This is a genomic window from Glaciimonas sp. Gout2 (assembly GCF_035018905.1).
Classification (GTDB): Bacteria; Pseudomonadota; Gammaproteobacteria; order Burkholderiales; family Burkholderiaceae_D; genus Glaciimonas.
This window is the reverse complement of record NZ_JASJXA010000030.1, coordinates 25,477-48,922: the sequence shown is the minus strand read 5'-3', so window position 1 is coordinate 48,922 and position 23,446 is coordinate 25,477. Positions and strand designations below refer to the sequence as shown.

At 50.3% G+C, this 23,446-nt stretch carries 23 protein-coding genes; 20 read left to right on the top strand and 3 right to left on the bottom strand.

Annotated elements, in window-relative coordinates; translation table 11 throughout:
- Positions 1–323: 323 nt before the first annotated feature.
- The 12 genes from QN379_RS17700 to QN379_RS17645 all read left to right on the top strand — a co-directional run bounded on the left by QN379_RS17700 (position 324) and on the right by QN379_RS17645 (position 15,344).
- Positions 324–2,081 (top strand): methyl-accepting chemotaxis protein, encoded by a 1,758-nt coding sequence (locus QN379_RS17700; RefSeq protein ID WP_322239425.1) that lies wholly within the window; start codon positions 324–326, stop codon positions 2,079–2,081.
- 531 nt (positions 2,082–2,612) lie between these two features.
- Positions 2,613–3,482: a CheR family methyltransferase gene (locus QN379_RS17695; protein ID WP_322239423.1), complete on the top strand. Its 870-nt coding sequence runs from the start codon at positions 2,613–2,615 to the stop codon at positions 3,480–3,482.
- Positions 3,479–4,108 (top strand): chemoreceptor glutamine deamidase CheD, encoded by a 630-nt coding sequence (gene cheD / locus QN379_RS17690; protein ID WP_322239421.1) that lies wholly within the window; start codon positions 3,479–3,481, stop codon positions 4,106–4,108. Before QN379_RS17695 ends, cheD begins: the two co-directional genes overlap by 4 nt.
- 272 nt (positions 4,109–4,380) lie before the next feature.
- Entirely contained in the window at positions 4,381–5,421 is a 1,041-nt protein-coding gene (locus QN379_RS17685) for a protein-glutamate methylesterase/protein-glutamine glutaminase (RefSeq protein ID WP_416186888.1), read from the top strand.
- A 237-nt stretch (positions 5,422–5,658) separates the two neighbouring features.
- Complete coding sequence (gene cheY, locus QN379_RS17680; RefSeq protein WP_322239417.1) at positions 5,659–6,057, top strand: chemotaxis response regulator CheY; 399 nt, start codon at positions 5,659–5,661, stop codon at positions 6,055–6,057.
- A 1-nt stretch (position 6,058) separates the two neighbouring features.
- Positions 6,059–6,742, top strand: a complete 684-nt coding sequence (cheZ, locus tag QN379_RS17675; RefSeq protein WP_322239416.1) for a protein phosphatase CheZ — start codon at positions 6,059–6,061, stop codon at positions 6,740–6,742.
- Positions 6,743–6,892: 150 nt separating this feature from the next.
- The gene (gene flhB, locus QN379_RS17670) at positions 6,893–8,041 is read left to right on the top strand and encodes a flagellar biosynthesis protein FlhB (protein WP_322239414.1); all 1,149 of its coding nucleotides are present in this window, start codon (positions 6,893–6,895) and stop codon (positions 8,039–8,041) included.
- Between the two features lie 41 nt (positions 8,042–8,082).
- Entirely contained in the window at positions 8,083–10,170 is a 2,088-nt protein-coding gene (flhA, locus tag QN379_RS17665; RefSeq protein ID WP_322240711.1) for a flagellar biosynthesis protein FlhA, read from the top strand.
- Positions 10,167–12,971: a flagellar biosynthesis protein FlhF gene (gene flhF / locus QN379_RS23720; protein ID WP_416186836.1), complete on the top strand. Its 2,805-nt coding sequence runs from the start codon at positions 10,167–10,169 to the stop codon at positions 12,969–12,971. The genes flhA and flhF overlap by 4 nt, the downstream gene beginning before the upstream one ends.
- Positions 12,972–13,005: 34 nt before the next feature.
- Complete coding sequence (locus QN379_RS17655; protein WP_323507188.1) at positions 13,006–13,872, top strand: flagellar biosynthesis protein FlhG; 867 nt, start codon at positions 13,006–13,008, stop codon at positions 13,870–13,872.
- A gap of 118 nt (positions 13,873–13,990) precedes the next feature.
- Entirely contained in the window at positions 13,991–14,749 is a 759-nt protein-coding gene (locus QN379_RS17650; RefSeq protein WP_322239410.1) for an RNA polymerase sigma factor FliA, read from the top strand.
- Position 14,750: 1 nt separating this feature from the next.
- Entirely contained in the window at positions 14,751–15,344 is a 594-nt protein-coding gene (locus QN379_RS17645) for a flagellar protein FlhE (RefSeq protein ID WP_322239408.1), read from the top strand.
- A gap of 63 nt (positions 15,345–15,407) precedes the next feature.
- Here QN379_RS17645 and QN379_RS17640 read toward each other — a convergent pair whose 3' ends face one another.
- The 3 genes from QN379_RS17640 to flgA form a co-directional block, all read right to left on the bottom strand.
- On the bottom strand, positions 15,408–15,866 hold the full coding sequence (locus QN379_RS17640) for a flagellar protein FlgN (protein WP_322239405.1): 459 nt from the start codon (positions 15,864–15,866) through the stop codon (positions 15,408–15,410).
- Positions 15,867–15,887: 21 nt separating this feature from the next.
- Positions 15,888–16,244 carry a flagellar biosynthesis anti-sigma factor FlgM gene (gene flgM, locus QN379_RS17635; RefSeq protein ID WP_322239403.1) on the bottom strand — a complete coding sequence of 119 codons (357 nt, stop codon included), beginning with the start codon at positions 16,242–16,244 and terminating at the stop codon, positions 15,888–15,890.
- A 183-nt stretch (positions 16,245–16,427) separates the two neighbouring features.
- Entirely contained in the window at positions 16,428–17,147 is a 720-nt protein-coding gene (gene flgA / locus QN379_RS17630; protein WP_322239401.1) for a flagellar basal body P-ring formation chaperone FlgA, read from the bottom strand.
- A gap of 124 nt (positions 17,148–17,271) precedes the next feature.
- On the opposite strand from flgA, the gene QN379_RS17625 reads away from it, so the two are divergent.
- From QN379_RS17625 to QN379_RS17590, 8 genes are all read left to right on the top strand, one after another.
- Entirely contained in the window at positions 17,272–17,406 is a 135-nt protein-coding gene (locus QN379_RS17625; RefSeq protein ID WP_322239399.1) for a hypothetical protein, read from the top strand.
- A 273-nt stretch (positions 17,407–17,679) separates the two neighbouring features.
- Complete coding sequence (gene flgB / locus QN379_RS17620) at positions 17,680–18,084, top strand: flagellar basal body rod protein FlgB (protein ID WP_322239397.1); 405 nt, start codon at positions 17,680–17,682, stop codon at positions 18,082–18,084.
- Positions 18,085–18,197: 113 nt separating this feature from the next.
- Positions 18,198–18,593, top strand: coding sequence for a flagellar basal body rod protein FlgC (gene flgC, locus QN379_RS17615; RefSeq protein ID WP_416186887.1), 396 nt, complete (start codon positions 18,198–18,200; stop codon positions 18,591–18,593).
- A gap of 166 nt (positions 18,594–18,759) precedes the next feature.
- The gene (locus tag QN379_RS17610; protein ID WP_322239393.1) at positions 18,760–19,422 is read left to right on the top strand and encodes a flagellar hook assembly protein FlgD; all 663 of its coding nucleotides are present in this window, start codon (positions 18,760–18,762) and stop codon (positions 19,420–19,422) included.
- 99 nt (positions 19,423–19,521) lie between these two features.
- Positions 19,522–20,811: a flagellar hook protein FlgE gene (gene flgE, locus QN379_RS17605; protein WP_323507187.1), complete on the top strand. Its 1,290-nt coding sequence runs from the start codon at positions 19,522–19,524 to the stop codon at positions 20,809–20,811.
- 94 nt (positions 20,812–20,905) lie between these two features.
- A complete protein-coding gene (locus QN379_RS17600; RefSeq protein ID WP_322239389.1) occupies positions 20,906–21,649 on the top strand; it encodes a flagellar basal body rod protein FlgF in 744 nt (247 codons plus the stop codon).
- A gap of 195 nt (positions 21,650–21,844) precedes the next feature.
- Positions 21,845–22,627 (top strand): flagellar basal-body rod protein FlgG, encoded by a 783-nt coding sequence (gene flgG, locus QN379_RS17595; RefSeq protein WP_322239387.1) that lies wholly within the window; start codon positions 21,845–21,847, stop codon positions 22,625–22,627.
- A complete protein-coding gene (locus QN379_RS17590) occupies positions 22,627–23,412 on the top strand; it encodes a flagellar basal body L-ring protein FlgH (RefSeq protein WP_322239385.1) in 786 nt (261 codons plus the stop codon). The genes flgG and QN379_RS17590 overlap by 1 nt, the downstream gene beginning before the upstream one ends.
- Positions 23,413–23,446: the final 34 nt, after the last annotated feature.

Genomic DNA, 23,446 nt, shown 5'->3' with positions numbered 1-23,446 from the left:
CGTTTTTTTGTCATGGAGTCCGCGCCAAATGTTCTACGTGCTCTCTGATGAGTTTTTATGTGCATCGCTTTCGTCAAATCTTCTTGTGAAAATTCTGTAGTAGAAGGCTTAAATAAATCTTCAATGTTGCCGTTAACCCCTTTAAGTCGCGTTGTTGGTCTTGGTAACGGCTACTTTTCAGAGATTATATAAAGATCTTTTAAGCGTGACTGATCGAAAACTAGAATAGTGCCATATTGATATTTAACATCCTGACATCTGCACCCATTTTTACACCGCTGCGACTGATACGTTGCTTACACTTTTGAATTGAAAAGAAAAATATGACTTGGTTCAATAACCTCAAGATTGCAAGGAAGATGGTACTTTCTTTCGCATTGATGCTGATTCTGACCATATTACTGGGCGGCTTTTCGATTTTGCAGTTGGGGCGTGTAAATAGCGCAGCCACCGAAATTAACAGCAACTGGTTACCAAGTGTTCGTGCCGTTCTGCGTCTGAAATCGGAGTTGTCCAGATTGCGTCTAATGGAGTTGCAGCACGTCACGTCCTACGATGAAAAGGGCATGGAAAGCTATTCCGTCCAGGTGCCAGAAATAAAAGCGGCGCTAAAAAGAAATATATCTTTTTATGGAGCGATGAATCTAGGAGCGGCCGAGAAGATTACTTTTGAAAAAGTTAAAGCCGGTATGGAGACTTTCTTTTCCCAGAACGATAAGATATTCGCGTTATCGAAAGGAAACGAAAAAGAAGATGCGCTAAACGCTATTCGTGATGAATCTTTTTCGACCTTTCAAGGATTAAATGCTTCGCTCGATCAGTTGGAAAAGGCGAATAGTATTGGCAGCCAAAAAGCTAGCGCAAATGGAGAGACACTTTTCCGTAACGCTCGCCTTGCTATTTGTGCACTATTGATCGCGATGATCGTCATTGGTATGGGGATGGCGATGTGGATTGCGCGCAAGGTAGCGCAGCCATTGGAGTTTGCAGTGGATGTTGCGCGTCGGGTGGCGGATGGTGATTTAACCACCGATATTGAAGTCAGGTCGAAGGACGAAACCGGGCAACTCATGCAGGCGTTAAAAGATATGAATGCAAGCCTTCAGCAGATAGTGGGTGAAGTACGCAATGGTACCGATATGATTGCCACCGCATCGAGTCAGATCGCAGCAGGGAATCAGGATCTATCGTCGCGTACCGAGCAACAAGCTAGTTCACTGCAAGAAACAGCGGCATCGATGGAGCAATTGACATCAACCGTAAGGCAAAATGCCGACAATGCAAGCCAGGCTAATCAACTTGCCGTCACTGCATCGGAAGTCGCTCTCCACGGCGGTTCTGTCGTCACTCAGGTGGTGACGACGATGGGCTCAATTAATGCGTCATCGAAAAAAATTGTAGACATTATCGGCGTCATCGATGGGATCGCGTTTCAAACCAATATTCTGGCATTGAATGCCGCGGTCGAGGCGGCGAGGGCGGGTGAACAAGGGCGCGGTTTCGCCGTCGTCGCTGCAGAAGTCAGAAATTTGGCGCAGCGTTCCGCGAGTGCTGCCAAAGAGATCAAAGGTTTAATCGATGATTCGGTCAACAAAATCACCCTTGGTTCTCAGCTGGTTGATCAGGCCGGTACCACGATGAACGACATTGTAGTTAGCATCCGTCGCGTCACTGACATCATGGGTGATATTAGCGCGGCCAGTCATGAACAAACTGCCGGGATCGATCAGATAAATCAGGCGGTTAGTCAGATGGATCAGGTCACACAACAAAATGCCGCATTGGTTGAAGAAGCGGCTGCGGCGGCTGAGAGTTTGCAAGATCAAGCTGCTGCTCTGGCTGACGTCGTCAGCGCATTTAAGCTGGATCGACATGATGTTGTGACACATTTGCATGGTCAGACATCATTCAATAGTTCATTGCATGCATCATTGAATACATCACAAACCACTACCGAAAAAAACCAGCCGGCAGCCAAGCGCGTCATCGATATTACCCCACCAGCGCGCATGTTACATGGTCGCGCAGGCCATACAAGTCACACCCATTCGCCATCAAAGCATCCAACGGGCTCTGAATAACGATTCCGTCGAATTGCTTGGTGAACGTTGTCAAATTGCTTTGTATGGGTCGTTAATCAGATTTGCAAACTTGTACGCAGGTGATCAGTCCGACATTCAAGGTAAGCTTTCGGGCGCAAGTATTTGTTACATGCAGGAAGGAAGCCTTGTTTTAACGTGTTTTTCGACCCATTGAATGGCAACAGATTTATGTATATTTATCATCGTGTAGATAAAACATGCATAACAATATTTTTCGGTCGAATACGCAAAGAAAAAAATGGGTAGCCAATGCTATTTGCCAATCGATTGATTTTGATCGGGTACACATAACGTTGACTGTGTTGAAGGGATATCCAGATAGTTGCAGAAAATCACAGCATGACCATCAGTTTCTGACATCGTTGGCTGTCATTCTTAGATGGTTCGCATCATCGTTAATATCACTGGCAAATTATTTGATGTGTGCACTCCAAAATTTTCGAAAAACCTTCCGTTGCAGGATGCTAGCGAACGATTTTTCTGTATCCGCATGGTCAGGACGGTAACGCCATGACGCGTTCTTCACCAATATCACCAGTTTCAAACACTAGCGTTATGCGCGACTTTGTGCTCACGGAGTATGATTTTTCCCGCGTAAGAAATATGATCTATCAACGCGCTGGTATAGCCTTGGGCGAAAAAAAGTGTGAAATGGTCTACAGCCGGTTATCGCGGCGCTTGCGCGCTTTGGGACTTACCGAATTTGCGTCCTATCTGGCGATGCTGGAATCTGATCAGGATAGCCTCGAATGGGAGGCCTTTACTAACGCACTGACTACCAACCTGACCGCTTTTTTTCGCGAACCGCATCACTTTCCGTTATTGGCAGCGCACGCTCTTAAATGCGCCCAGCCGATCACCGTCTGGTGTTCTGCTGCTTCCACCGGTGAAGAGCCGTATTCAATCGCCATGACGCTTATTGAGGCGCTCGGTAATCGGGCTAGCACCGCCCGGGTATTGGCAACAGATATCGACACGCAGGTACTTGATAAGGCTGCAACCGGTGAGTACAGCATCGAACAGGTGAGAAAATTGTCACCGGAGCGGCTGAAGCGATTTTTTTTAAAAGGTTCCGGAGCACAGACCGGAAAGGCAAAAATTCGACCGGAAGTTGCCGCTATGGTCCGCTTTGAACAATTGAATCTTTTGAGCCCAAACTGGGCTCTCAAAGAGCCATTTGACGCCATTTTTTGTCGCAATGTAATGATCTATTTCGATAAGCCAACCCAAGGAAAAATTCTGGAGCGTTTTGCGCCTTTAATGAAGCCGCACGGCCTGTTATTTGCTGGACATTCGGAGAGTTTTTCTTATGTAAATCAACCGTTTAGATTGCGTGGACAAACCGTCTATGAACTGACCACACCTAAAGTGCGACCATGATTTCTGCAAAAATGGAGCCGGTCGCTAGTCATCATTATTTTGATCGCGAATTTCAGATTGAAGCCGTGAAGCTGTTACCCAATCAATATTACGTCACCGACAAGGACATGGTACTGACAACAGTACTCGGCTCATGCGTGTCGGCGTGTGTGCACGATAGTATGGCGGGTATTGGTGGTATGAATCATTTCATGCTGCCTGAAGATGGCGGGGCCAATACGCGGGATGCCACAGCCGCGGTATCAATGAATGCTTTGCAGGGAATGAAATCAATGCATGCCATGCGGTATGGCGCGTACGCCATGGAAGTGCTTTTGAACGAGCTATTGAAAGCCGGTGCGCGTCGTGATCGACTCGAAGCCAAGGTTTTCGGTGGCGGTGCGGTATTAGCAAATATGACGATGTTAAACATAGGGGATCGCAACGCTGAGTTTGTGCTGCGTTATCTTGAGTTGAATCAGATTCGTTTAGCAGCGCAGGATTTACGCGGGCAATTACCGCGGCGAGTGAATTACTTTCCAAGAACCGGAAAAGTGATGGTGTTGAAGTTACGTCGACATGATGATTTCGTGCAAGTGCAAAAAGAGGAGCGTGAACTGGTGCAGGTTTTAGCGCGTTTGCCGTAACTTTGCAGGGAAGCTTTCTTTGATCCTCACTACACGTTTGTATCGCGGACTAAACGGTGCTTAAATCTTGACGGACTGAAGCTGATCCCAGCTTTCCTTTGCTTGCCGCGATTTGATGATCAGATCGTACACCTGTATTAAGAGATCTGAATTGACGGAAATAAGTTGAATTGTTGTAGTCGGTGAAATAAACCCGGAATGAGACGGCCATAAAAAACGAGGGACAAGTGGCTAATAAAATAAAAGTAATATGTGTTGATGATTCAGCTTTAATGCGCTGTCTGATTAGTAAAATCATCAATAGTCAGCCGGATATGACTGTGATTGCGACAGCGCCCGATCCGCTTGTTGCGCGTGAGCTGATTAAACTATTAAATCCAGATGTGTTGACGTTAGATGTACAAATGCCACGTATGGATGGCCTTGATTTTTTGGAAAAACTTATGCGATTACGACCAATGCCGGTCGTAATGGTCTCTTCGCTGACGGAACAAGGATCAGAAACTACCTTGCGTGCGCTGGAGTTGGGTGCAGTCGATTTTGTTCCAAAGCCGCGGCTTGGTGCCTCTGATGACCTGGTTGAATACACCAATCTGGTTGCAGATAAAATTCGTACGGCATCACGTGCACGTCTGCAGATCAGGCGCACGTTGGTTCGCCGCGAGAAAAACGAGATCAATGTTGCACCGCCGCCCTTAGCGTGTGTGTCGTTATTAAATGCAGAAAAAATTATTGTCATTGGGGCCTCGACTGGTGGGACCGAGGCAATTAGGGAGATATTGCAGCCCATGCCACCGGAGTGCCCTGGTATTTTGATCGCGCAACACATGCCGCCCGGATTTACGCAATCTTTTGCACAACGTCTTAATGGATTGTGTCGAATTACGGTCAAGGAGGCTGTTCACGGCGAACCAATTTTACCCGGTCATGCCTACATTGCCCCAGGCGGCTATCACCTTTCGATAGCGCGTATGGGCGCGCAATACCTACTTCAGGTCGATCAGGAGCCACCAGTCAATCGGCACAGACCATCAATCGACGTTTTATTTGATTCAGCTGCCAAAGCCGTAGGAAAAAATGCTATTGGCATCATCCTGACCGGTATGGGCCGCGATGGCGCCGCCGGCTTGCTACGGTTGCGTCAGGCGGGTGCTTACACGTTTGCGCAAGACGAAGCCAGTTGCGTGGTGTTTGGTATGCCACGCGAAGCGATAGCAATTGGGGCAGCAACTGAAGTGGTGAGTATGAGTGAAATGAGTCAGCGTGTATTCACCCGTTTTACGGTACTGAGCGAAAGAACGCGTCGTTTTTAAAGAAAAGAAGTTAACGAGTGGCAAGTGAAGACTAATGAGAGGCTACCGGAAGCCAGGCACACCAATTTATACCGATTGTTTGAAAGCTAATGTGCACGGCATTTGTAGTCCAAAGACCAGATCGATAAGCAGTGGTGTTTAGTCCTACCTTTTACCTGAAAATTTTTTATAAAGTAGCAGTTTTGTCCGCCAGAAAAGCGGTCGACCTGCAATAGTAATCATCGTCTGGAGCACTAAATGATCGACAAAAGTATCAAAATTCTCGTGGTAGATGATTTCCCAACCATGCGCAGAATTATTCGCAATCTGCTCAAAGAGTTGGATTTCATCAACGTCGATGAAGCAGAAGACGGTGTTGCGGCGCTGGAGAAGTTGAAAGCGGGTAACTTCGGACTGGTTGTCTCGGATTGGAATATGCCTAACATGGATGGTTTGATCATGTTGAAGGTGATTCGCGCCGATCCGTTGCTGGCAAAGTTGCCAGTATTGATGGTCACGGCGGAAGCCAAAAGAGAAAATATTATTGCAGCGGCGCAGGCGGGTGCAAGCGGTTATGTGGTGAAGCCATTCACCGCCGCAACGCTGGAAGAGAAAATCACCAAGATTTTTGAAAAAATTCAAAGAGAAGGAGTGTGAGATGCCGCATACCATCGTTGCATCAGATATGTCGCTTCAATCCCCCATTCCGGTTGCCGCAGACACTGCCGAACAGCTGGTTAGTCGTATTGGGCATTTGACACGGACGTTACGCGAAAGCATGCGCGAGTTAGGGTTGGATCAAGAGATTGCCAAAGCAGCACAGGCGATACCGGATGCGCGCGACCGTCTCAATTATGTGGCTGCCATGACCGAACGTGCGGCGGAACGTGCTTTGAATGCCGTCGATGTTGCACAACCAATTCAAGATCAGTTAGCGTCCCAAGCCAGGCAATTACACAGCCGTTGGGATGCCTGGTTTGCAAAACCTGTGGCGCTAGGCGATGCCCGAGCACTTGTGACCGACACGCGCAGCTATCTGCAAGCAGTCCCGCAGCAAACAGCAGCAACGAACGTGCAATTGACTGAAATCATGATGGCGCAGGACTTTCAGGATCTGACGGGACAGGTAATCAAAAAAATGATGGAAGTGGTACAACAAATGGAAACACAATTGTTGCAATTGCTTATTGACAATACATCACAGGATAAGCGTCCTGATGTCGTGATTCAGACCGATACCCAAGGTCTCTTGAACGGTCCGCAAGTCGCTCCTATCAGTTCGGCAGATGCTGTATCCGATCAGACCCAAGTTGATGACCTGCTTGCCAGTATGGGTTTTTAAGTCCTCTGATTTGTGCGGATAGCTCTCAAACGCATCGATTGCCCAAGAAGCAACCCGTTCTCGAGCCTGTTCCCTTGATCAAACCATGGCTCCAGCAGCAATAATCCCTGTCGGGGGAGCACACTTCGCTCCCTCAGGCACGGAGCATGCATGGCGGAAGAAAGCGATCTCGAAAAAACGGAACCAGGGTCACCTCGTCGTCTTGAAAAGGCGCGGGAAGAAGGGCAGGTTGTACGTTCACGAGAACTGACTACGTTCGTATTATTGGTAACCGGCGTCGGTGGGTTGTGGTTGACCGCGATACCCATGAGCGAACGGCTGGGCCATGCTTTACAAAGCAGCTTGCAATTCGAACGTGCTTCTGCCTTCGATCCCTCGCACATGCTGGCGCAGGCTGGAATGGTGTGGCTTGAGGCATTACAAGCCATTGCGCCGCTATTGGGGCTGATGTTTATAGCGGCGCTGGTAGCGCCACTTTTGTTGGGTGGATGGCTGTTTTCAGTTGAATCGCTGGCACCCAAATTCTCCAAGCTAAATCCACTCGCTGGCCTTGGCCGGCTGTTTTCGTCTCAATCGCTGGCTGAATTAACCAAGGCCATCGCCAAATCATTTTTGGTCGGTAGCATCGCCTACGCGATTATTTCCGCAAAAATGGACGCGATACTGGCGCTCTTAACCGAACCGATTAATTCAGCGCTCCCTTATACAGTGCGACTAGTCGCCAATTGTTGCGGATGGATTATCGCGTCATTGTTTTTGATCGCCGCTATTGATGTTCCTTATCAGCTATGGAGTTTTCATAAGAAGTTGCGCATGTCGCGTGAAGATCTGCGCCAAGAACATAAAGAAAGTGAAGGCGATCCGCTGGTCAAGGCCAAGATACGTCGCCAGCAGCAACAGATGGCGCGTCGTCGCATGATGTCGGACGTGGCGACTGCAGACGTAGTGATCACGAATCCAACCCATTTTGCCGTCGCGCTTAAGTATCAGGATAAAGAAATGCGTGCACCGCGCGTGGTGGCCAAAGGGACCGATCTGATCGCCTTGCGAATCCGTGCCATCGGTGTCGAAAATAATGTGCCCATTCTCGAAGCGCCACCTTTGAGCCGTGCGCTTTATCGGCACACCAATCTCGGTGATGAGATACCGGCAGCGCTTTATACCGCGGTTGCTGAAGTGTTGGCCTGGGTATATCAGTTGCAGCGTTGGCGCGAGGGAAGTGGCAACGGCGCCGCCCCGCGTAATCCGGAAGATTTACCAGTACCCGAATCACTTGATCCATTAGGAAGTCCGGTATGAAGTTTGCAGACTTAACCGCCAAATCTGGCCTGACCTCTTTTATGCAACTACCAAAGTTGCTGTTAGCGGGCAATCAGATCAAAGGCATGGCCGGTCCTATTCTGATCATTCTGATTCTCGGCATGATGATTTTGCCGTTGCCGCCGTTTCTGCTGGATCTGCTATTTACTTTCAACATTGCGCTGTCAGTGATGGTGTTGCTGGTCAGCATGTACACAATGAAGGCGCTGGATTTTGCTGCTTTCCCGGCGATTTTGTTGTTTTCGACTTTGTTGCGGCTATCGCTCAACGTCGCTTCTACCCGCGTGGTTCTCATGGAAGGTCATAAAGGGCCAGATGCTGCGGGGAAGGTGATCGAAGCGTTTGGTCACTTTTTGGTTGGCGGTAATTTTGCGGTCGGCATCGTCGTGTTCATCATTTTAGTGCTGATCAATTTTATGGTCATCACAAAAGGTGCAGGCCGGATTGCCGAAGTGGGCGCACGGTTTACCCTTGACGCAATGCCGGGTAAGCAAATGGCGATTGATGCTGACCTGAATGCAGGACTGATTGGTGAGGATGTTGCACGTAAACGCCGCGCAGAAGTATCGCAAGAGGCTGATTTTTACGGTTCCATGGACGGTGCCAGCAAATTTGTGCGCGGTGATGCCATTGCCGGTTTGCTCATCATGTTGATCAATGTGATTGGCGGACTGGTGGTCGGCGTGGCGCAGCACGGATTGGATATATCAGTCGCTGCCAAGAGTTACACTTTGCTCACCATCGGCGACGGTCTGGTCGCCCAGATTCCGGCGCTGGTGATATCGACCGCTGCTGGTGTGATCGTCTCACGCGTGACTACCGATGAGAACGTTGGCGAGCAGTTGATGGGGCAATTGTTCTCCAATCCACAGGTAATGTATTTGACCGCGGGCATCATTGGCCTGATGGGATTGATTCCGGGTATGCCGCATTTCGCGTTTTTGGCGATTGCTGGTGGTCTGGTCTGGATTGGTCAGCGCGTCGCCCGACGCAAAGTAATGGCGGCGGATGCTGCCAATAGTCCCGCGTCTGCCGCGAACGCTGCCGCTGCTGCGGCTGCGGCGATGGAGCCAGCGGAGGCGACGTGGGACGATGTGGCGCTGATTGATCCGCTTGGACTTGAAGTTGGTTATCGATTGATTGCCATGGTGGATCGCACGCAAAATGGTGAACTACTCGGGCGCATCAAAAGTATTCGTAAAAAGTTTGCGCAGGACATCGGCTTTTTGGTCCCAGTCGTCCATATTCGAGACAACCTTGAACTCAAGCCCAATGCGTATGTGATTACTCTCAAAGGGGTTGAAATAGGCCATGGTGAAGCGATTCCGGGGCAATGGATGGCGATCAACCCAGGACAGGTCAGCGCGTCCTTGCCGGGTACGGCCACCGTCGATCCGGCTTTTGGGCTTCCCGCTTTCTGGATAGATAGCAATTTGCGTGAACAGGCGCAAATTTATGGCTACACAGTGGTCGATGCAAGCACGGTGATCGCGACACATCTGAACCATCTGATCCATGCGCACGCAGCCGAATTATTAGGACGGCAAGAAGTTCAGCAGCTATTGGATCGGATCAGCAAAGAAGCGCCCAAGCTCTGTGATGACTTGGTGCCAAAGGTCCTGTCACTGACGAATTTACAGAAAGTCTTGCAGAACTTGCTTGACGAAAGTGTTCCTATCCGTGATATGCGCTCCATTTTAGAAGTGTTGGCCGAACATGCGCCAGCGATCAGTGACGCTAACGAGTTGACGTCAATGACACGATTGGCGTTACGTCGTGCGATTACGCAGCAGTTGTTTCCCGGCGATAGCGAATTGCAGGTCATTGGTCTTGATGGGGCGCTTGATCGCATGTTGTTACAGGCGTTAAGCACCGGAAGCGGTCTTGAGCCTGGTCTGGCGGATAGTTTGCTGAGTCAGACGCAGGTGGCTATTGATCGCCAGCAACAACTTGGTCTGACGCCTGTTCTGGTGGTCCAGCATCCACTGCGTGCACTCTTGGCGCGCTTTTTAAGACGTAGCTTGCCGCAGCTAAAAGTGCTGTCGCATGCCGAAATTCCAGATAACCGCAATATCAAGGTTACTGCCACTATCGGAGGTAAAGGTTGAACGCCCTTAATGACATGACCGCAACCGATCAAGCGTTAATGGGCGAATCTGAGCGCATCTTGATGAGCAACTTAAAAACTGAATCAAAAGCTGAATCAGCAAGTCATTTAGCAGATTTTGTAGCATCCACACCGGTTAGCCAGGGAGGCAATATCACTGCCATCAGTAATGTCGTCAACACCACGACGATCACCGCAGCAACCAGTCGGGAGGCGCTACGTTTGGTGCGCGAAAAGCTAGGGCCGGATGCCGTGATTATTTCTAATCGTGTTACCCCACAAGGCGTAGAAATCGTGGCGTTTGTAGAGGGCGACGTTTTTGCGTCTGCTGTCTTGTCTGCGGTCGCACCGGCAATCATCCCGATGATTAGTACCACGCCATCAACGCCTTCTGAGCAGCTTGTTGCGCCGATCAACATTGCTGCGGTCCCACCGTTGCCTCAGCCATTGCTGCAAACACCAGTCATAAAAGTTGATGACAGTCCAACTAAAGACAGTGTATTAACCGAGTTACAGTCAATGCGCGGCATGATTGAGGAGCAACTGGCAGGTTTGGCATGGAACGAAAAGCAGCGTCGCGATCCCGTTCGCAGTCATTTATTACGCATGCTGCTGGGAGCGGGATTCAGTGCACGGCTGGCGAAGGCTATGCTGGATCATTTGCCGACGGGACGAAATTACGCTTCCGGTATGGCGTGGGTTAAAGCCGAGTTAGCACGTAATCTGCCAGTTCTCGAAGATGAAAATGCACTGCTGGATAATGGCGGCGTCTATGCGTTGATGGGGCCGACCGGCGTTGGCAAGACGACTACCACCGCAAAATTAGCGGCCCGCTGCGTAATGCGTTTCGGTCCTGAAAAGCTGGCATTGTTGACCACTGACACTTACCGAATCGGTGCTTACGAGCAGTTGCGTATTTATGGTCAGATTTTGGGTGTTTCGGTGCATGCGGTGAAGGATGCTGTGGACCTGCGGCTGGTCCTTGACGATTTGCGGGATAAACATATGGTGCTGATTGATACTGTGGGCAAAAGTCAGCGTGATCGTAGTGTCGCCGAACAGGTCGCGATGCTGTGCGGCACAGGCCATCCGGTTAAGCGTTTGTTGCTTCTCAATGCCAGCAGCCATGGCGATACCCTTAACGAAGTGGTACACGCGTACCGTCAAGATATCGATGGCGGCACATTAGCTGGATGCATATTCACAAAGATGGACGAAGCCACGCATCCAGGCGCATTGCTGGACACGGCCATACGCCACCGACTGCCGGTCCATTATGTTTCAACCGGCCAAAAAGTGCCTGAAAATCTGATCGTTGCCAATCGGTCTGAACTAGTCGAAAGTGTGTTTCAGTCCGCGAGTCGGAGTGCCTTATTTGTTCCCGGTGAGGCTGATCTGAAAAGTCCACTGACGCCGTTACCGGAGATCGCTCAAGCTGCCGCTTTGCAAGCCGCGGCGCACGAGGCCCAGACGGTATTACACACCGCAACTACGGAGCGCTTGCGCATGCAATGTCGGCAATTGATTCGGGCGCTATCCAATGACTCCGTAGCATTGAGAGCCAATGCAGCCGCTCTTGCCGCCGGTGGTATTGGTTTTGATGCGACACGAAGCCTGCGACGCCAACTGGACGATAAAGAGGTGAGCGCTACCGGTGTAACCCAGACATTGATGACACATGCCCGTCACGAAATTGCAGTCGGTTGTAACGAGGTGGTGCTGGCGATTGGTGGCAAAGTGACGCTAAATGCGGCGCATAGCGGCGATGCTTATATGTTGCATGGCGGTTTGCTGTTGTCGGATAGTACTGGTATGGCGCTTGCCGCGCCGCGTCAGATATTGACAACGGCTGTTCGCCAGAACCCTGTCACCGCGGAAAAAGCGTCAGCCAGTTCACCTGTTCTGCGGCAATTATCGTGGCTGCAACAACAGGATTTTGGCAAGCCTGTTATCCATGTTCTGGATAGCTTGCCCCCGTTCAGCTTGCTCATTGATCAGCAAAACAGCAGTTTGCAATGGTTGGCGCGGGGCCGCGCTTCTACTTCCGTCATCTTTGCTGATACGTTGATTTCTCTGACGAAGCTAGCTGATAAACTGCATTTTGGATCGTCGGAACCGATTATCTATAAAGGCAAAGCAGCGCTTCAATCCTTAGCAGAAATAACGGTTGGTCTACGCAATTTACAAAAAAAAGGCGATACGACTATTCATTGCCAAGTGATCACCGAGGTGCGTTGCGTGGTGACGAGGATCATCGATTTACGATCAGGTAAGAGTTTGGCGCAATGGCATTTGTTAAGCAATCTGGGGCAATCAGTAGCGGCCTCACAAATGATCGAGTGGTATCGCTGGCGTGTGGAAGCCGACACTTATTTCAAATTGTTGAAGCAGGCTATCCAGCAATCTGGTGGCTGCGGTGAGCCTGGTGATGCCGACATGATGAAGCGATTGCTCATCGCTGGTCAGACCAGCGTGACCGTATGGCGTTTGCAACGTGCGCAAGCGGAATGGGCCCCGTCGGCTCGTGCATTGTTAGCCCATCTGGCTGGAAGATCAATGCGCATGCGCATGGACGGGATCAGTCCGGTGTCGGCTGCCGTGTCAGGCACGGTGTTGCTCGAAGGGCTGGAAAAATGTTTGGTATTGATGGACGTTTTGGATACTGGCGTAGTGTCGCTACAAAATGCCGCAAAAGACATGCCGATAGAAAATCGTGAAAGTGCTGACTCTGGTGTAGTGGATATCGATCCAGCCATAGCTTTGATCAATATATCGGCAATTCCTGAGTCGGGGCTGCGGTGACGGCTGAGACCCGCCAACGCCAGCGGAGATTAGGATGATCCCAAAAATGTCCGATCAGGCCGATGGGTTGCGCGCGATGATGGCGCAGTCCTCTTCAACTAACGTCCAACGGATGATCGCCGTGGTAGGAAGCGGTCGTAAAAGTGGCGCGACCACGGTCGTGATGAATCTTGCCGCTGCACTGACACAACAAGGTCAGCACGTATTACTTATCGATGAATCTGTCCATCACACGCCGAGTCCTTCAGGCACAGCTTCTGCGATCTGGCAAGTTGACGCATTGGGTAACTGGAGCGACGTAGTGTCGGGACGGCTGTCTCTGGATGCGGCGGGTGGTCGTGCCGCTTGCGGCGTTCAGGTACTCATAGCACGGAGAGAGTTAGTATCAAAGGCGGTATCAGCGACTGGGTTACAGCAATTGCGCCAAGATCAGATTATCCTGATTGATGCCGCTTTAGGCGACGACGGTACGCTGTCGCCATTAGCATGTCAGGCCGATTATGTGATGGTGGTGTTGCAGCCACAACCGGCGTCCATTACGGCCGCTTATGCTTGTATCAAACGTCTTCACCATGCACACGCGCTTCAACAGGTACGGATAGTGCTGAATGGTGCTGCCAGCGATGCAGAGGCATCTCGCATTCTTACTAATCTTGCCGTTACCGGCAGTCGTTATCTGGCCGTATCGGTGGAACCGGCTGGTGCGGTGATGACTGACTTGCAGATTTTACACGCGCAGCAATTACATTTGACCGTGGTAGAGGCATTCAAAAGGAGCACCGCAGCCCTGACGTTTCGCCGGATAGCGGCTGACCTGATGCAATGGTCATCCAAGGCAAGGAGCGATGTGGCAAATGGAGACTCTTCACACCGCACAGCGATGCCGGAACTGCTTGCATGACCGAATGACCGAATGACTTTGGCACGTCAGCTAATGTGTGAGGGGCGTAGTCAGTGGCGATACCTAAAGTTTGGTACCAGCGTTAATTAAGAAGATAGGGAAGATAAGGAACATCGCAATGTATACAGCACAGGGGAGAATGGACAAGTCCGGGACGCTGACTAAATTTGCACCGTTGGTACGTCGTCTGGCCTTGCAGCTAATTGCCAAATTACCAGCCAGCGTTGAGCTTGATGACATGATACAAGCTGGTATGTTGGGCCTATTGGATGCCGCTAATCGTTACCAGGACAATCAGGGGGCGCAGTTTGAAACCTACGCTAGCCAGCGAATTCGTGGATCAATGCTTGACGAGTTGCGTGCCAACGATTGGCTCTCACGTGGGTTGCGACAGTCTGCGCGCAAGGTTGAGGTCGCCTTGCAAGGGCTTCAACAAAAACTTGCGCGGTCACCGACTGAAAGTGAAATCGCGCAGGCCATGGCGTTGTCACTGGAGGAATACCAACGACTATTGCAAGAGATTCATGGTTGTCAGTTGGTGTATTACGAAGACTTCGAAGGTGGCAGTAATGAGAATTCGTTTCTTGATCAGCAATTAAGCGGCGCGCATCATGAAAAAGATAAGCCGACCGACAATAGTGATCCTCTCCAGAAATTGCTGCAAAGCGGGCTGCGTAAGGTGCTGTTGGAGGCGATAGAAAGTATGCCTGATCGAGAGCGTCTTTTGCTGAGTTTATATTACGATCAGGAGCTAAATTTGCGGGAAATTGGCGCAGTACTTGAGGTAAGTCAGTCTCGCGTCTGCCAATTGCATAGTCAGGCTATCAGTCGTTTGCGTGGGCGCATGCGTGACACGATTGGGGCGGAGGTGGTTTGATATGCGTCAACAATACGAGAAAAAAAGCGTACATTCCGCGCATGGAAAATGGGCAAAGGCAGGCAGTGGAACGTGGCTTTTATTTTTTTTAATGGTGGGTTCTACGCCTGCTAACGCCACGGAAACCGCACCCGATGCGATACCTTTAGCGCGCTATTTACAGCGTTATGACACCGCGGCTAACGATCCGTTGAAGCGGTATAAATCAGGTGGAGATAGCCGATTTAAGGAGGCGTTAAACAAAAGGGTCAACGGTTCGTGGACCGGATCAATCTCACTACCGGCCATTTTCCAACGTGGTGAAGCAGTCGAGTCCGGTCAGATTAAGCCTTATGGAACTATCAAAAACAACGCTACAGCACGTAAAGTTAGTTGGCGGTACGCCTTCATGTCGCCGCCTCCAGTTGGATTACTAGCCTATTTATGTAATGCAACCCGATGTGTTGGCTTGAGCCGTGCGAGCGGGTCCACTGAAGCTTTTGATGGCGATAACGCCTATTCAAATTTTACGTTTGCTTTTGTGATCAGCGGGAGAGGGGCTTTGACACCAGGATTGCAGGGGCAATCGGGTCAGGTCACCATGAATTACGAATAACCACTTAATACTAACCGTGCCAATTGTGGTATCTGATATTAAGGGCCGATATAGGAGCGTGTTTCAGCCTGAAGCGAGGCTTTTACCAACTCCTCGCCCAACCCTGTGCTGTCCATCGGGACCGTACAGAGATTGTCCGCAGGCGCTTAAAAAATTAATTGCATTACGACTGAACTCCAGATGAGTATGGATCAGAATACCGTTTCGGTGATTCAGGTCGCGTGATGTCGCCGCGCATGACAACAGTCTCTGCCAAGCGCGTTGCAAGCCATCGCCGCCAGCCGCGGCTGCCGCATCTGCACCTGCGCGATTGGTCGGATAACCCAGTTCTTGCAATTGTTGCTCGCGCTCATGGTCAAGGACAGCGATACGATCAGCCAATTGTCCTTTGCGCTCTGTCAACAACGCCAAATCCGAGAATTTGCCACCGATCAAGGCTTGCGCCTCTTGCTCGAGTAACGCCAGAAACGCTTCCATAGCGGCGCGTTCCTCATCCATAAGGCTGATGTGATGTCTGCTCATAAAGTTACCAGGTGACCCAAATTATTGGTTCGGTTCGGCTGACGTTTTTAGTAAGTCCCTTACCGTGTCCAGCAGACCGTCAGCGATTTTGCCTGCATTTACCTGATAATGCCCTTCGCTGATAGCCTGACGGATTTTTTCCACCTTGGCAGCATCGAAATCGCCATTGCTTGGTTGCACCAGTTGATTTTGCAATTCACGCACCTGGTTTGTCAGCGAACTGGGGTTATTCGGTAGGCCGGAGGCGGTATCGACAACGTTGGTCGCTGTCGTAGCAGGGGGATTACTCCCCTGAACGCGACTATAGTTTGGCTTGTTGATGCCAGAGGCAGGGCTAACGATACTATTTGCCGAATTAATGGGTAGATTGATTTTCAAAATATTTCCTCAGAGGATCTCAACGGTATAACGGCAGTTGGTTGAAAAACTTTAGTCTGGTTGTTCGTGTAGGGAGCGAGATAGCTTTTTTATTGATGTTAAGTTGACAACTTATGCCATTGTCGATACTTTTGGGTTATCAACTTGATGTTTGCTATCCCACTATAGCGAATAGTCATTGGACTAATATAGTAAATCAACACTGCCGTCCGCGCGCACTTTACCGCTGACCATTTGGCCACTGACGGTCTTGACTTGTAGTCGGGAACCGATGGCTGCGCTAGTCATGGCGCGACCTTCGGTACTGGCGACAAATCCGGTTCCTGTTGCCATTACCTTGACGTTTTGTCCCGACTGTATAACGACCACGCCACGCAATAGTTCTGGTCGCACTGGCGCGCCCAACGCAATGCGATTGAGTGCGACCATGCCATTAATTTGTTCAACGTTAGTCAGAATATTGGGTGGCAGCATGGAGAGATCGCCTTCGTGCAAACTGAAGTCACCAGCGCGCAATGTTTCCCCCGCATTGATCGCACGGGTTGCGACAACATAATTGGCGATGACTGCGACATAGGCCGGCACGTAGCGTGTCCACGCCTGTTGCGCTTGAGGAGCGGGCGCATTGATCGACGTCGCGGCGACGGGTAAGACACCATTACAGCGGATGCCTACGGATACGCGGCCCCATACTTTTGCGCCGCTTGGTAAAAATGGCTCGGGCGCATCGCACGGCGGCAATGCGCCGGACATCGGGGTATCGACTGTAATAACAATTTTTCCGGGCAGCCCAGCAGCCTGATTTAACAAAAATGCCTTAATGATCGGCAGCGCATTACCGCTAAGCGGCGTAGCTCTTTGTGTACTAGCGTAAGAGTGATTCGCAACCAGAAGCATACTCATGACAGCAGCTAGCAGGTCCACGCTAAAGCGTAAAAGGACGCAAAGCTGCGTGCGGAATGATCGTGATTGCCGTCGATTTTGTCGATGCAGGTGCATTGATGCAGCCTCGCTCTGGGTAATATATTTGATTAAATCATCTGTTGATGGTGGTGCGCACGCCGGTGAAAACGGCACTTTTGCCGATTTTGGATCGGTGATCACTGGCGCACCAGTCAGTTGCCTTGATTTTACGGAATATTCGATTCGCACCAACCGTTGAAGAGGCAAGTGATCGCAGTCTTGTTTGGGTAATCGGGCTTACCTACGATCTAAAACGCATGCACGGACAAATGCATTGGTCCCTGCAAAGTGTGAATTGGATTGACATTCTCTTCTTGTTCTAGCGATTGGGATGGCGTCGCGCTACCTATAATTGTTTTCATCAAAAGGTCTAGGAAAATTACGCGATCTTATCGCGGTTGGTTTACTTGGATAGCCAAGATCGGAATGCACTCGGGATGTAGGCAGGGCGGTTAATTTATAGGATGGAAACATGGTCGACAGACTTGATAATGCACTTCGGTTTCAGCAGGAGGCGCTCAATTTGCGCGCTCGGCGGCAAGAGGTTTTGTCGGTCAATATCGCCCATGCAGACACGCCTAATTACAAAGCGCGCGATTTCGATTTCAGCAGCACGTTGACGCAGGCAGTTGAGCGTGGACGGCAATCTGAATCGCTTTCTATGACAACGACTTCTTCCCGGCATTTGGCAGGTGAGCAAACGCTTAGCAACGATACAGATTTACTGTATCGGATTCCCACCCAATCCAGTATCGATGGCAATACAGTAGAAATGGATGTTGAGCGTGTCAATTTTGCTGATAACGCGTTGCACTACGAATCTAGTCTGACCGTGATTAGTGCGCAAATTAAATCAATGCTATCGGCGGTGCAGTAATGTCTTATTGGAAGTGCCAATAAGACGGTCGGCAAATGGCCGAAGTCATAAACTGACATAGAGATGTCAGCACCTAGTTACGAAAGGATAAGCACATGCCGTCGAATGTTTCCATGAGTATTTTCGATGTTGCTGGTTCTGCCATGAGCGCGCAATCGCAACGTATGAACGTCACCGCCAGCAATCTTGCCAATGCCGATAGCGTGAGCGGCCCCGACGGTAAACCTTACCGGGCCAAGCAAGTCATGTTTGAAGTCGCATCATCGAATCAAAGCGATATCGGTGGCGTCAAAGTTGCAGGTGTAGTGGAGGATCAGTCGCCCATGCGGATGGTGTACGACCCTAAAAATCCAATGGCCGCCGCAGATGGTTACGTCACAATGCCGAACGTCAATGTGGTCGAGGAAATGGTCAATATGATGTCGGCATCGCGGTCCTATCAAGCGAACGTGGAAGTCTTGAATACCGCAAAGACCATGATGCTAAAAACCCTGACGATCGGCCAATAAAGCAATAGCGAGATATCACTTGAAGCGAGCTCATCACGTAATACCAGATTACTTACTATCAGCTTATTTAGAACAGGACTATTTAGCCCAGCTCACGCAACTCAGAATAGTGCATTACGCGTTTTTTACGCGGTGCTTTCTTCTTCGTTCGATTCAGGAAAAATTTATGGCAATTACCGCAACAAATTCACTCGACGCTCAGTCTTCTGCAACGGCATCGCTAAACGGTACATCGACCGCTGACAGTGAACAACGCTTTCTTAAATTACTCGTCACGCAATTGAATAATCAGGACCCACTTAATCCGCTCGACAATGCCCAGCTTACCTCGCAATTAGCCCAGATGAGCACCGTCAGTGGGATCGAAAAACTCAATGCGACGCTGGATTCGCTGGTGAATCAAAGTGGGGCCAACCAGGCGCTACAAGCGGCGTCGTTGATCGGTCGGACGGTGTTGGTACCGGGTCAAGACATCAAATATGTAAGCGGTAGCGATACTAAATTTGGCGTAGAAATGCTGGGCTCTGCCGATAAGGTCAGTGTCAGCGTGACCAATGCCAAAGGTGATGTCGTGCGTACCTTTGATCTTGGCGCGCAGCCAATGGGAGTTACCAATATGGTGTGGGATGGCAAGAGCGATGCCGGAACGGAATTGGCGGATGGCAATTACACGATCAGTGTTGCAGGTACTTCTGGGGTCGACAAAGTCGCAGCAAATACGCTCACGTACGAGAATGTGGCCAGCGTTGTGCAGAGCGGCGGGTCGGTTTCGCTAGATGTGGGCAAGCCAGCCAAAGTCAGTTTGAGTGATGTTAAGTTGATTTTGTAATTGGGTCTGTCACCATCTTCATCGTGGTTCATGGCATAACGCCGGGTTAGCGATGGTAAAAAATTAGGTTGTTTACAATCAATCCGAAAAGGAAACACAATGGGTTTTGCACAGGGAGTAAGCGGCTTAAATGCCGCATCTAATAATCTCGATGTTATCGGCAATAACGTTGCCAACTCGGGGACCGTTGGATTTAAGACAGGTAGTGTTTTGTTCGCTGATGTCTATGCAGGTTCACGGGTCGGTCTGGGGACGCATGTTGCCGGTATTACGCAAAATTTCACGCAAGGTGCAGTTCAGACCAGCACACGAGCACTCGATATGGCGATCACGGGCGGGGATGGATTTTTTCGTCTGGCTAGTCCTAGTGGCGAAATATCCTATTCACGCAATGGCCAGTTCAATGTGGATAAAGATAACTATATCGTCAGCGCAAGCGGTCTGCGTCTGACTGGCTATCCTGTCACCGCCAGCGGTACTTTGAGTGGTGGCAATCCAACGGCGCTACAGTTACCGCAAGTTGCCATGGCACCAAAATCGACTACCGCTATTGTGTCGCAATTCAATTTGGATTCGCGCAGTGCGGTCCCGATCAAAACACCATTCGACGCTACGGATTCGACGACTTACAACTATCCCAATGCGACAACGGTGTTTGATTCGCTCGGTAACTCACACGAAATTTCAACCTATTTTGTTAAAACTGGTGCTAACGCGTGGAGTATGTACGCCACGGCCGACGGCTGGCCGCTAGATGCTAACGGTGCAAAAGTGGCGCCTGACGCCACTGATGCGACCAAGCCATCAAGCGGTGGTGCCGCACTGAGTGCCATTGCCTTTGACACTAACGGAAAACTAGCCGTTGATGCAGCGGGCCAACCGACTAGCCCGGCTGGTGGGAAAATAAATTTTGCAGGTCTGGATTTCGGTAACGGGTCAACCCCATTAGCGTTCAGCATGGATATCACTAGCACTAGTCAGTTTGGGAATGTCAGTGAGGCCAAAAACCAGAATCAAAATGGCTACACTTCGGGTACGTTGACCGCTTTTGCGATTAATCCGGACGGTACGGTTACCGGCAAATATTCAAATGAGCAAACCAAGTCACTGGGGCAAATCGTATTGAGCGCATTTGCCAACCCTGATGGCTTGGTGCCTACTGGCGACAATGGCTATTCGGAAACTGCTGCCTCCGGTCAGCCGCTGACTGGCGCGCCAGGTGTCGGTAGCAAAGTAGGAGCATTACGTTCCGGCGCGCTGGAAGCATCTAATGTTGACTTGACTAGCGAGCTGGTGAATATGATCATTGCACAGCGCACATATCAAGCCAATGCACAAACAGTCAAGACGCAAGATCAGGTCATGCAGACCTTGGTGAGCATGCGCTAATGAAGTTGCCATCACTACACCTGCTGACGTTTGATTCATGCTGTCATCACTGGTCTGATGAACTCCGCGCAGCGCAATGTAAAGAGAGTGCATCATGGATCGGATGATTTATGTCGCCATGAGCGGCGCCAAGCAAACTATGGAGCAACAAGCTTCCATAGCGAACAATATGGCGAACGTCTCAACTGCCGGTTTTCGGGCGCAACTCAACAACTTCCGCGCGGTGCCGGTAGTCGGCGAAGGTGCGGCAACCAGGTCGTTTGTAGTGGCATCAACGCCTGGAGCCGATATGCGCAATGGTCCGATTACAGAAACTGGTCGCGCATTGGACGTCGCCATCAATGGCAATGGCTGGTTAGCAGTACAAGCATCCGATGGCGGGGAGGCGTATACACGCGTCGGCAATCTTCAGGTTGGCGCTGGCGGTGAATTGACTACCATGGATCAACGACCTGTGATCGGCGACGCCGGTCCGCTGGTCGTGCCACCGGGTTCGACTGTCAGCATTACCAAAGATGGATTGATTACCGCTATGGGGGCGGGCGATCCGATCACTGGCGCAGCGGGAGTTGGTCGGTTGAAATTGGTTAAGCCATCCAACGCAGATTTAGTGCGCGGCGATGATGGCTTGTTTCGTATGCGTGACGGGATGGCTGCCGCAGAAGCTGATCCAACGGTAACTGTTACCTCGGGTGCGATAGAAGGCAGCAACGTGAATCCGGTCGAAGTGATGGTTGACATGATCAACAATGCACGACAGTTTGAGATGCAGATGAAAGTAGTGCAGAGCGCCGATACGAACGATCAACATGCCAATCAATTGCTGAGCATGAGTTGAGGTTGAGTTGTGGTTGAGGCTTAAGCTGAATCTGAGTCTCATCGTTTCGCTTGAATACAGGCTGAATAGTTATGCAATTTTGCCACGTTTGATTGTTCCGATCTGGATTGAACATTTCACAGTTCCGGTGACTAGCTAGCCAGTCTTTCCCGAGAATATTTGATTACGGCTTCGGCCACCTTGCAGGAGTTTTAGATGTTGCGTTCCCTTTCGATTGCTAAAACCGGTCTTGACGCTCAACAGACCAACCTCGACGTCATTTCCAACAATCTTGCCAACGTCAGCACTACAGGATTTAAACGTAGTCGTGCTGTATTTGAAGATCTGATGTATCAAAACCTGCGCCAGGCGGGTGGACAGACGTCGGATCAGACGCGCATGCCGTCGGGTTTGCAGGTCGGCTCCGGTGTGCGTGTGGTGGCCACTGAAAGAATCCATACGCAGGGCAATCCGACCAAGACCGATAACGCTAAGGATATCGCGATCAACGGCGATGGCTTTTTTCAGGTCTTGATGCCAGACGGTACAACAGCTTATACCCGCGATGGCTCGTTTCAAACTGACCAGAACGGTCAATTGGTAACAGCCAGCGGTTTTCCGATGCAACCAGCAATTATTTTGCCGCAAAACGCTACTAGTATGTCGATTGGTCGTGACGGCACTGTTTCGGTCACGCAACCGGGCAACACCGCTGCTGTACAGGTGGGACAAATCCAGTTAGCGACATTTCTGAATCCGACCGGCTTACAAAGTCAGGGCGAAAATTTGTACATTGAAACCGATGCTTCTGGAGGTCCTAATCAAACCGCGCCGGCCCAAAATGGCGGTGGAACGCTCAGTCAGGGATACGTTGAAGGCTCCAACGTCAACGTGGTGGAAGAGCTGGTAAACATGATTCAGACTCAGCGCTCATATGAAATCAATAGCAAGGCCGTGACTACATCAGATCAAATGTTACAAAAACTGACGCAGTTGTGATGATGGAAGTGGTTAACGCTGGTCTGGATCGGTTGGCAGGAAAATATAGCCGTACGCGTGAGATTGCCTGCGAGGCGAAAAATACGCACAACTGCACTGATAAGCATAGCAATTTGCACATCAGGTTGGCGGGTGTAATCGTTCTACTTACTGCGCAATTGGCTGGTTGTGCGCAAATCCCGCGTGAGCCGTTGATACAACAGCCGATGTCTGCACGTGCCGAAGTCCGTCCGGTAGCGCCAGTGAATGGCTCTATTTTTCAATCCGGCTACGGATCACAAGCTTTATTCGAAGACAGAAGACCGCGTAATGTCGGCGATATTTTGACGATTGTTGTCAATGAAAACGTCAATGCCACAAAGAATTCCGGTACCAATGCCAGTCGTACCGGTAGCGCTAGTTCCGCGATCACTGCAGTTCCCAAACTATTTGGTGGCTTGTTCGGTGGTCTTGATGCCGGAGCCGATGGAAAGAGTGCATTGGTGGCGAAGGGCGGTGCTAATGCGGCCAATACCTTCAACGGTGTAATTACGGTGACCGTGACTGAAGTCCTGGGTAATGGCAATTTAATAGTCAGCGGCGAGAAGCAAATGATGATTAATCAAGGGACTGAGTTCATCCGTTTTTCTGGCGTAGTCAATCCGCGTACCGTTACTGGCAGCAATACGGTATCGTCCAATCAAGTCGCTGATGCACGTATTGAATATAGTGCAAAGGGCTATATCGACGAAGCGCAGAACATGGGATGGCTGCAACGTTTCTTCCTCAATGTCTTACCGTTCTGAGTTAGCGCTCCCAATATGTATCCTAAGCAGCTTA

Coding starts and splice junctions, on each gene's coding strand:
- QN379_RS17685 (WP_416186888.1), top strand. CDS start 4,381: ATGCGCTGTCTGATTAGTAAAATCATCAATAGTCAGCCGGATATGACT.
- flgC (WP_416186887.1), top strand. CDS start 18,198: ATGAGTATTTTCGATGTTGCTGGTTCTGCCATGAGCGCGCAATCGCAA.
- QN379_RS17600 (WP_322239389.1), top strand. CDS start 20,906: ATGGATCGGATGATTTATGTCGCCATGAGCGGCGCCAAGCAAACTATG.
- cheY (WP_322239417.1), top strand. CDS start 5,659: ATGATCGACAAAAGTATCAAAATTCTCGTGGTAGATGATTTCCCAACC.
- flgB (WP_322239397.1), top strand. CDS start 17,680: ATGGTCGACAGACTTGATAATGCACTTCGGTTTCAGCAGGAGGCGCTC.
- QN379_RS17650 (WP_322239410.1), top strand. CDS start 13,991: ATGTATACAGCACAGGGGAGAATGGACAAGTCCGGGACGCTGACTAAA.
- QN379_RS17695 (WP_322239423.1), top strand. CDS start 2,613: ATGACGCGTTCTTCACCAATATCACCAGTTTCAAACACTAGCGTTATG.
- QN379_RS17590 (WP_322239385.1), top strand. CDS start 22,627: ATGATGGAAGTGGTTAACGCTGGTCTGGATCGGTTGGCAGGAAAATAT.
- cheZ (WP_322239416.1), top strand. CDS start 6,059: ATGCCGCATACCATCGTTGCATCAGATATGTCGCTTCAATCCCCCATT.
- QN379_RS17645 (WP_322239408.1), top strand. CDS start 14,751: ATGCGTCAACAATACGAGAAAAAAAGCGTACATTCCGCGCATGGAAAA.
- QN379_RS17655 (WP_323507188.1), top strand. CDS start 13,006: ATGATCCCAAAAATGTCCGATCAGGCCGATGGGTTGCGCGCGATGATG.
- flhB (WP_322239414.1), top strand. CDS start 6,893: ATGGCGGAAGAAAGCGATCTCGAAAAAACGGAACCAGGGTCACCTCGT.
- QN379_RS17610 (WP_322239393.1), top strand. CDS start 18,760: ATGGCAATTACCGCAACAAATTCACTCGACGCTCAGTCTTCTGCAACG.
- flhA (WP_322240711.1), top strand. CDS start 8,083: ATGCAACTACCAAAGTTGCTGTTAGCGGGCAATCAGATCAAAGGCATG.
- flgE (WP_323507187.1), top strand. CDS start 19,522: ATGGGTTTTGCACAGGGAGTAAGCGGCTTAAATGCCGCATCTAATAAT.
- QN379_RS17700 (WP_322239425.1), top strand. CDS start 324: ATGACTTGGTTCAATAACCTCAAGATTGCAAGGAAGATGGTACTTTCT.
- flgA (WP_322239401.1), bottom strand. CDS start 17,147: ATGAGTATGCTTCTGGTTGCGAATCACTCTTACGCTAGTACACAAAGA.
- flgG (WP_322239387.1), top strand. CDS start 21,845: ATGTTGCGTTCCCTTTCGATTGCTAAAACCGGTCTTGACGCTCAACAG.
- cheD (WP_322239421.1), top strand. CDS start 3,479: ATGATTTCTGCAAAAATGGAGCCGGTCGCTAGTCATCATTATTTTGAT.
- QN379_RS17640 (WP_322239405.1), bottom strand. CDS start 15,866: ATGAGCAGACATCACATCAGCCTTATGGATGAGGAACGCGCCGCTATG.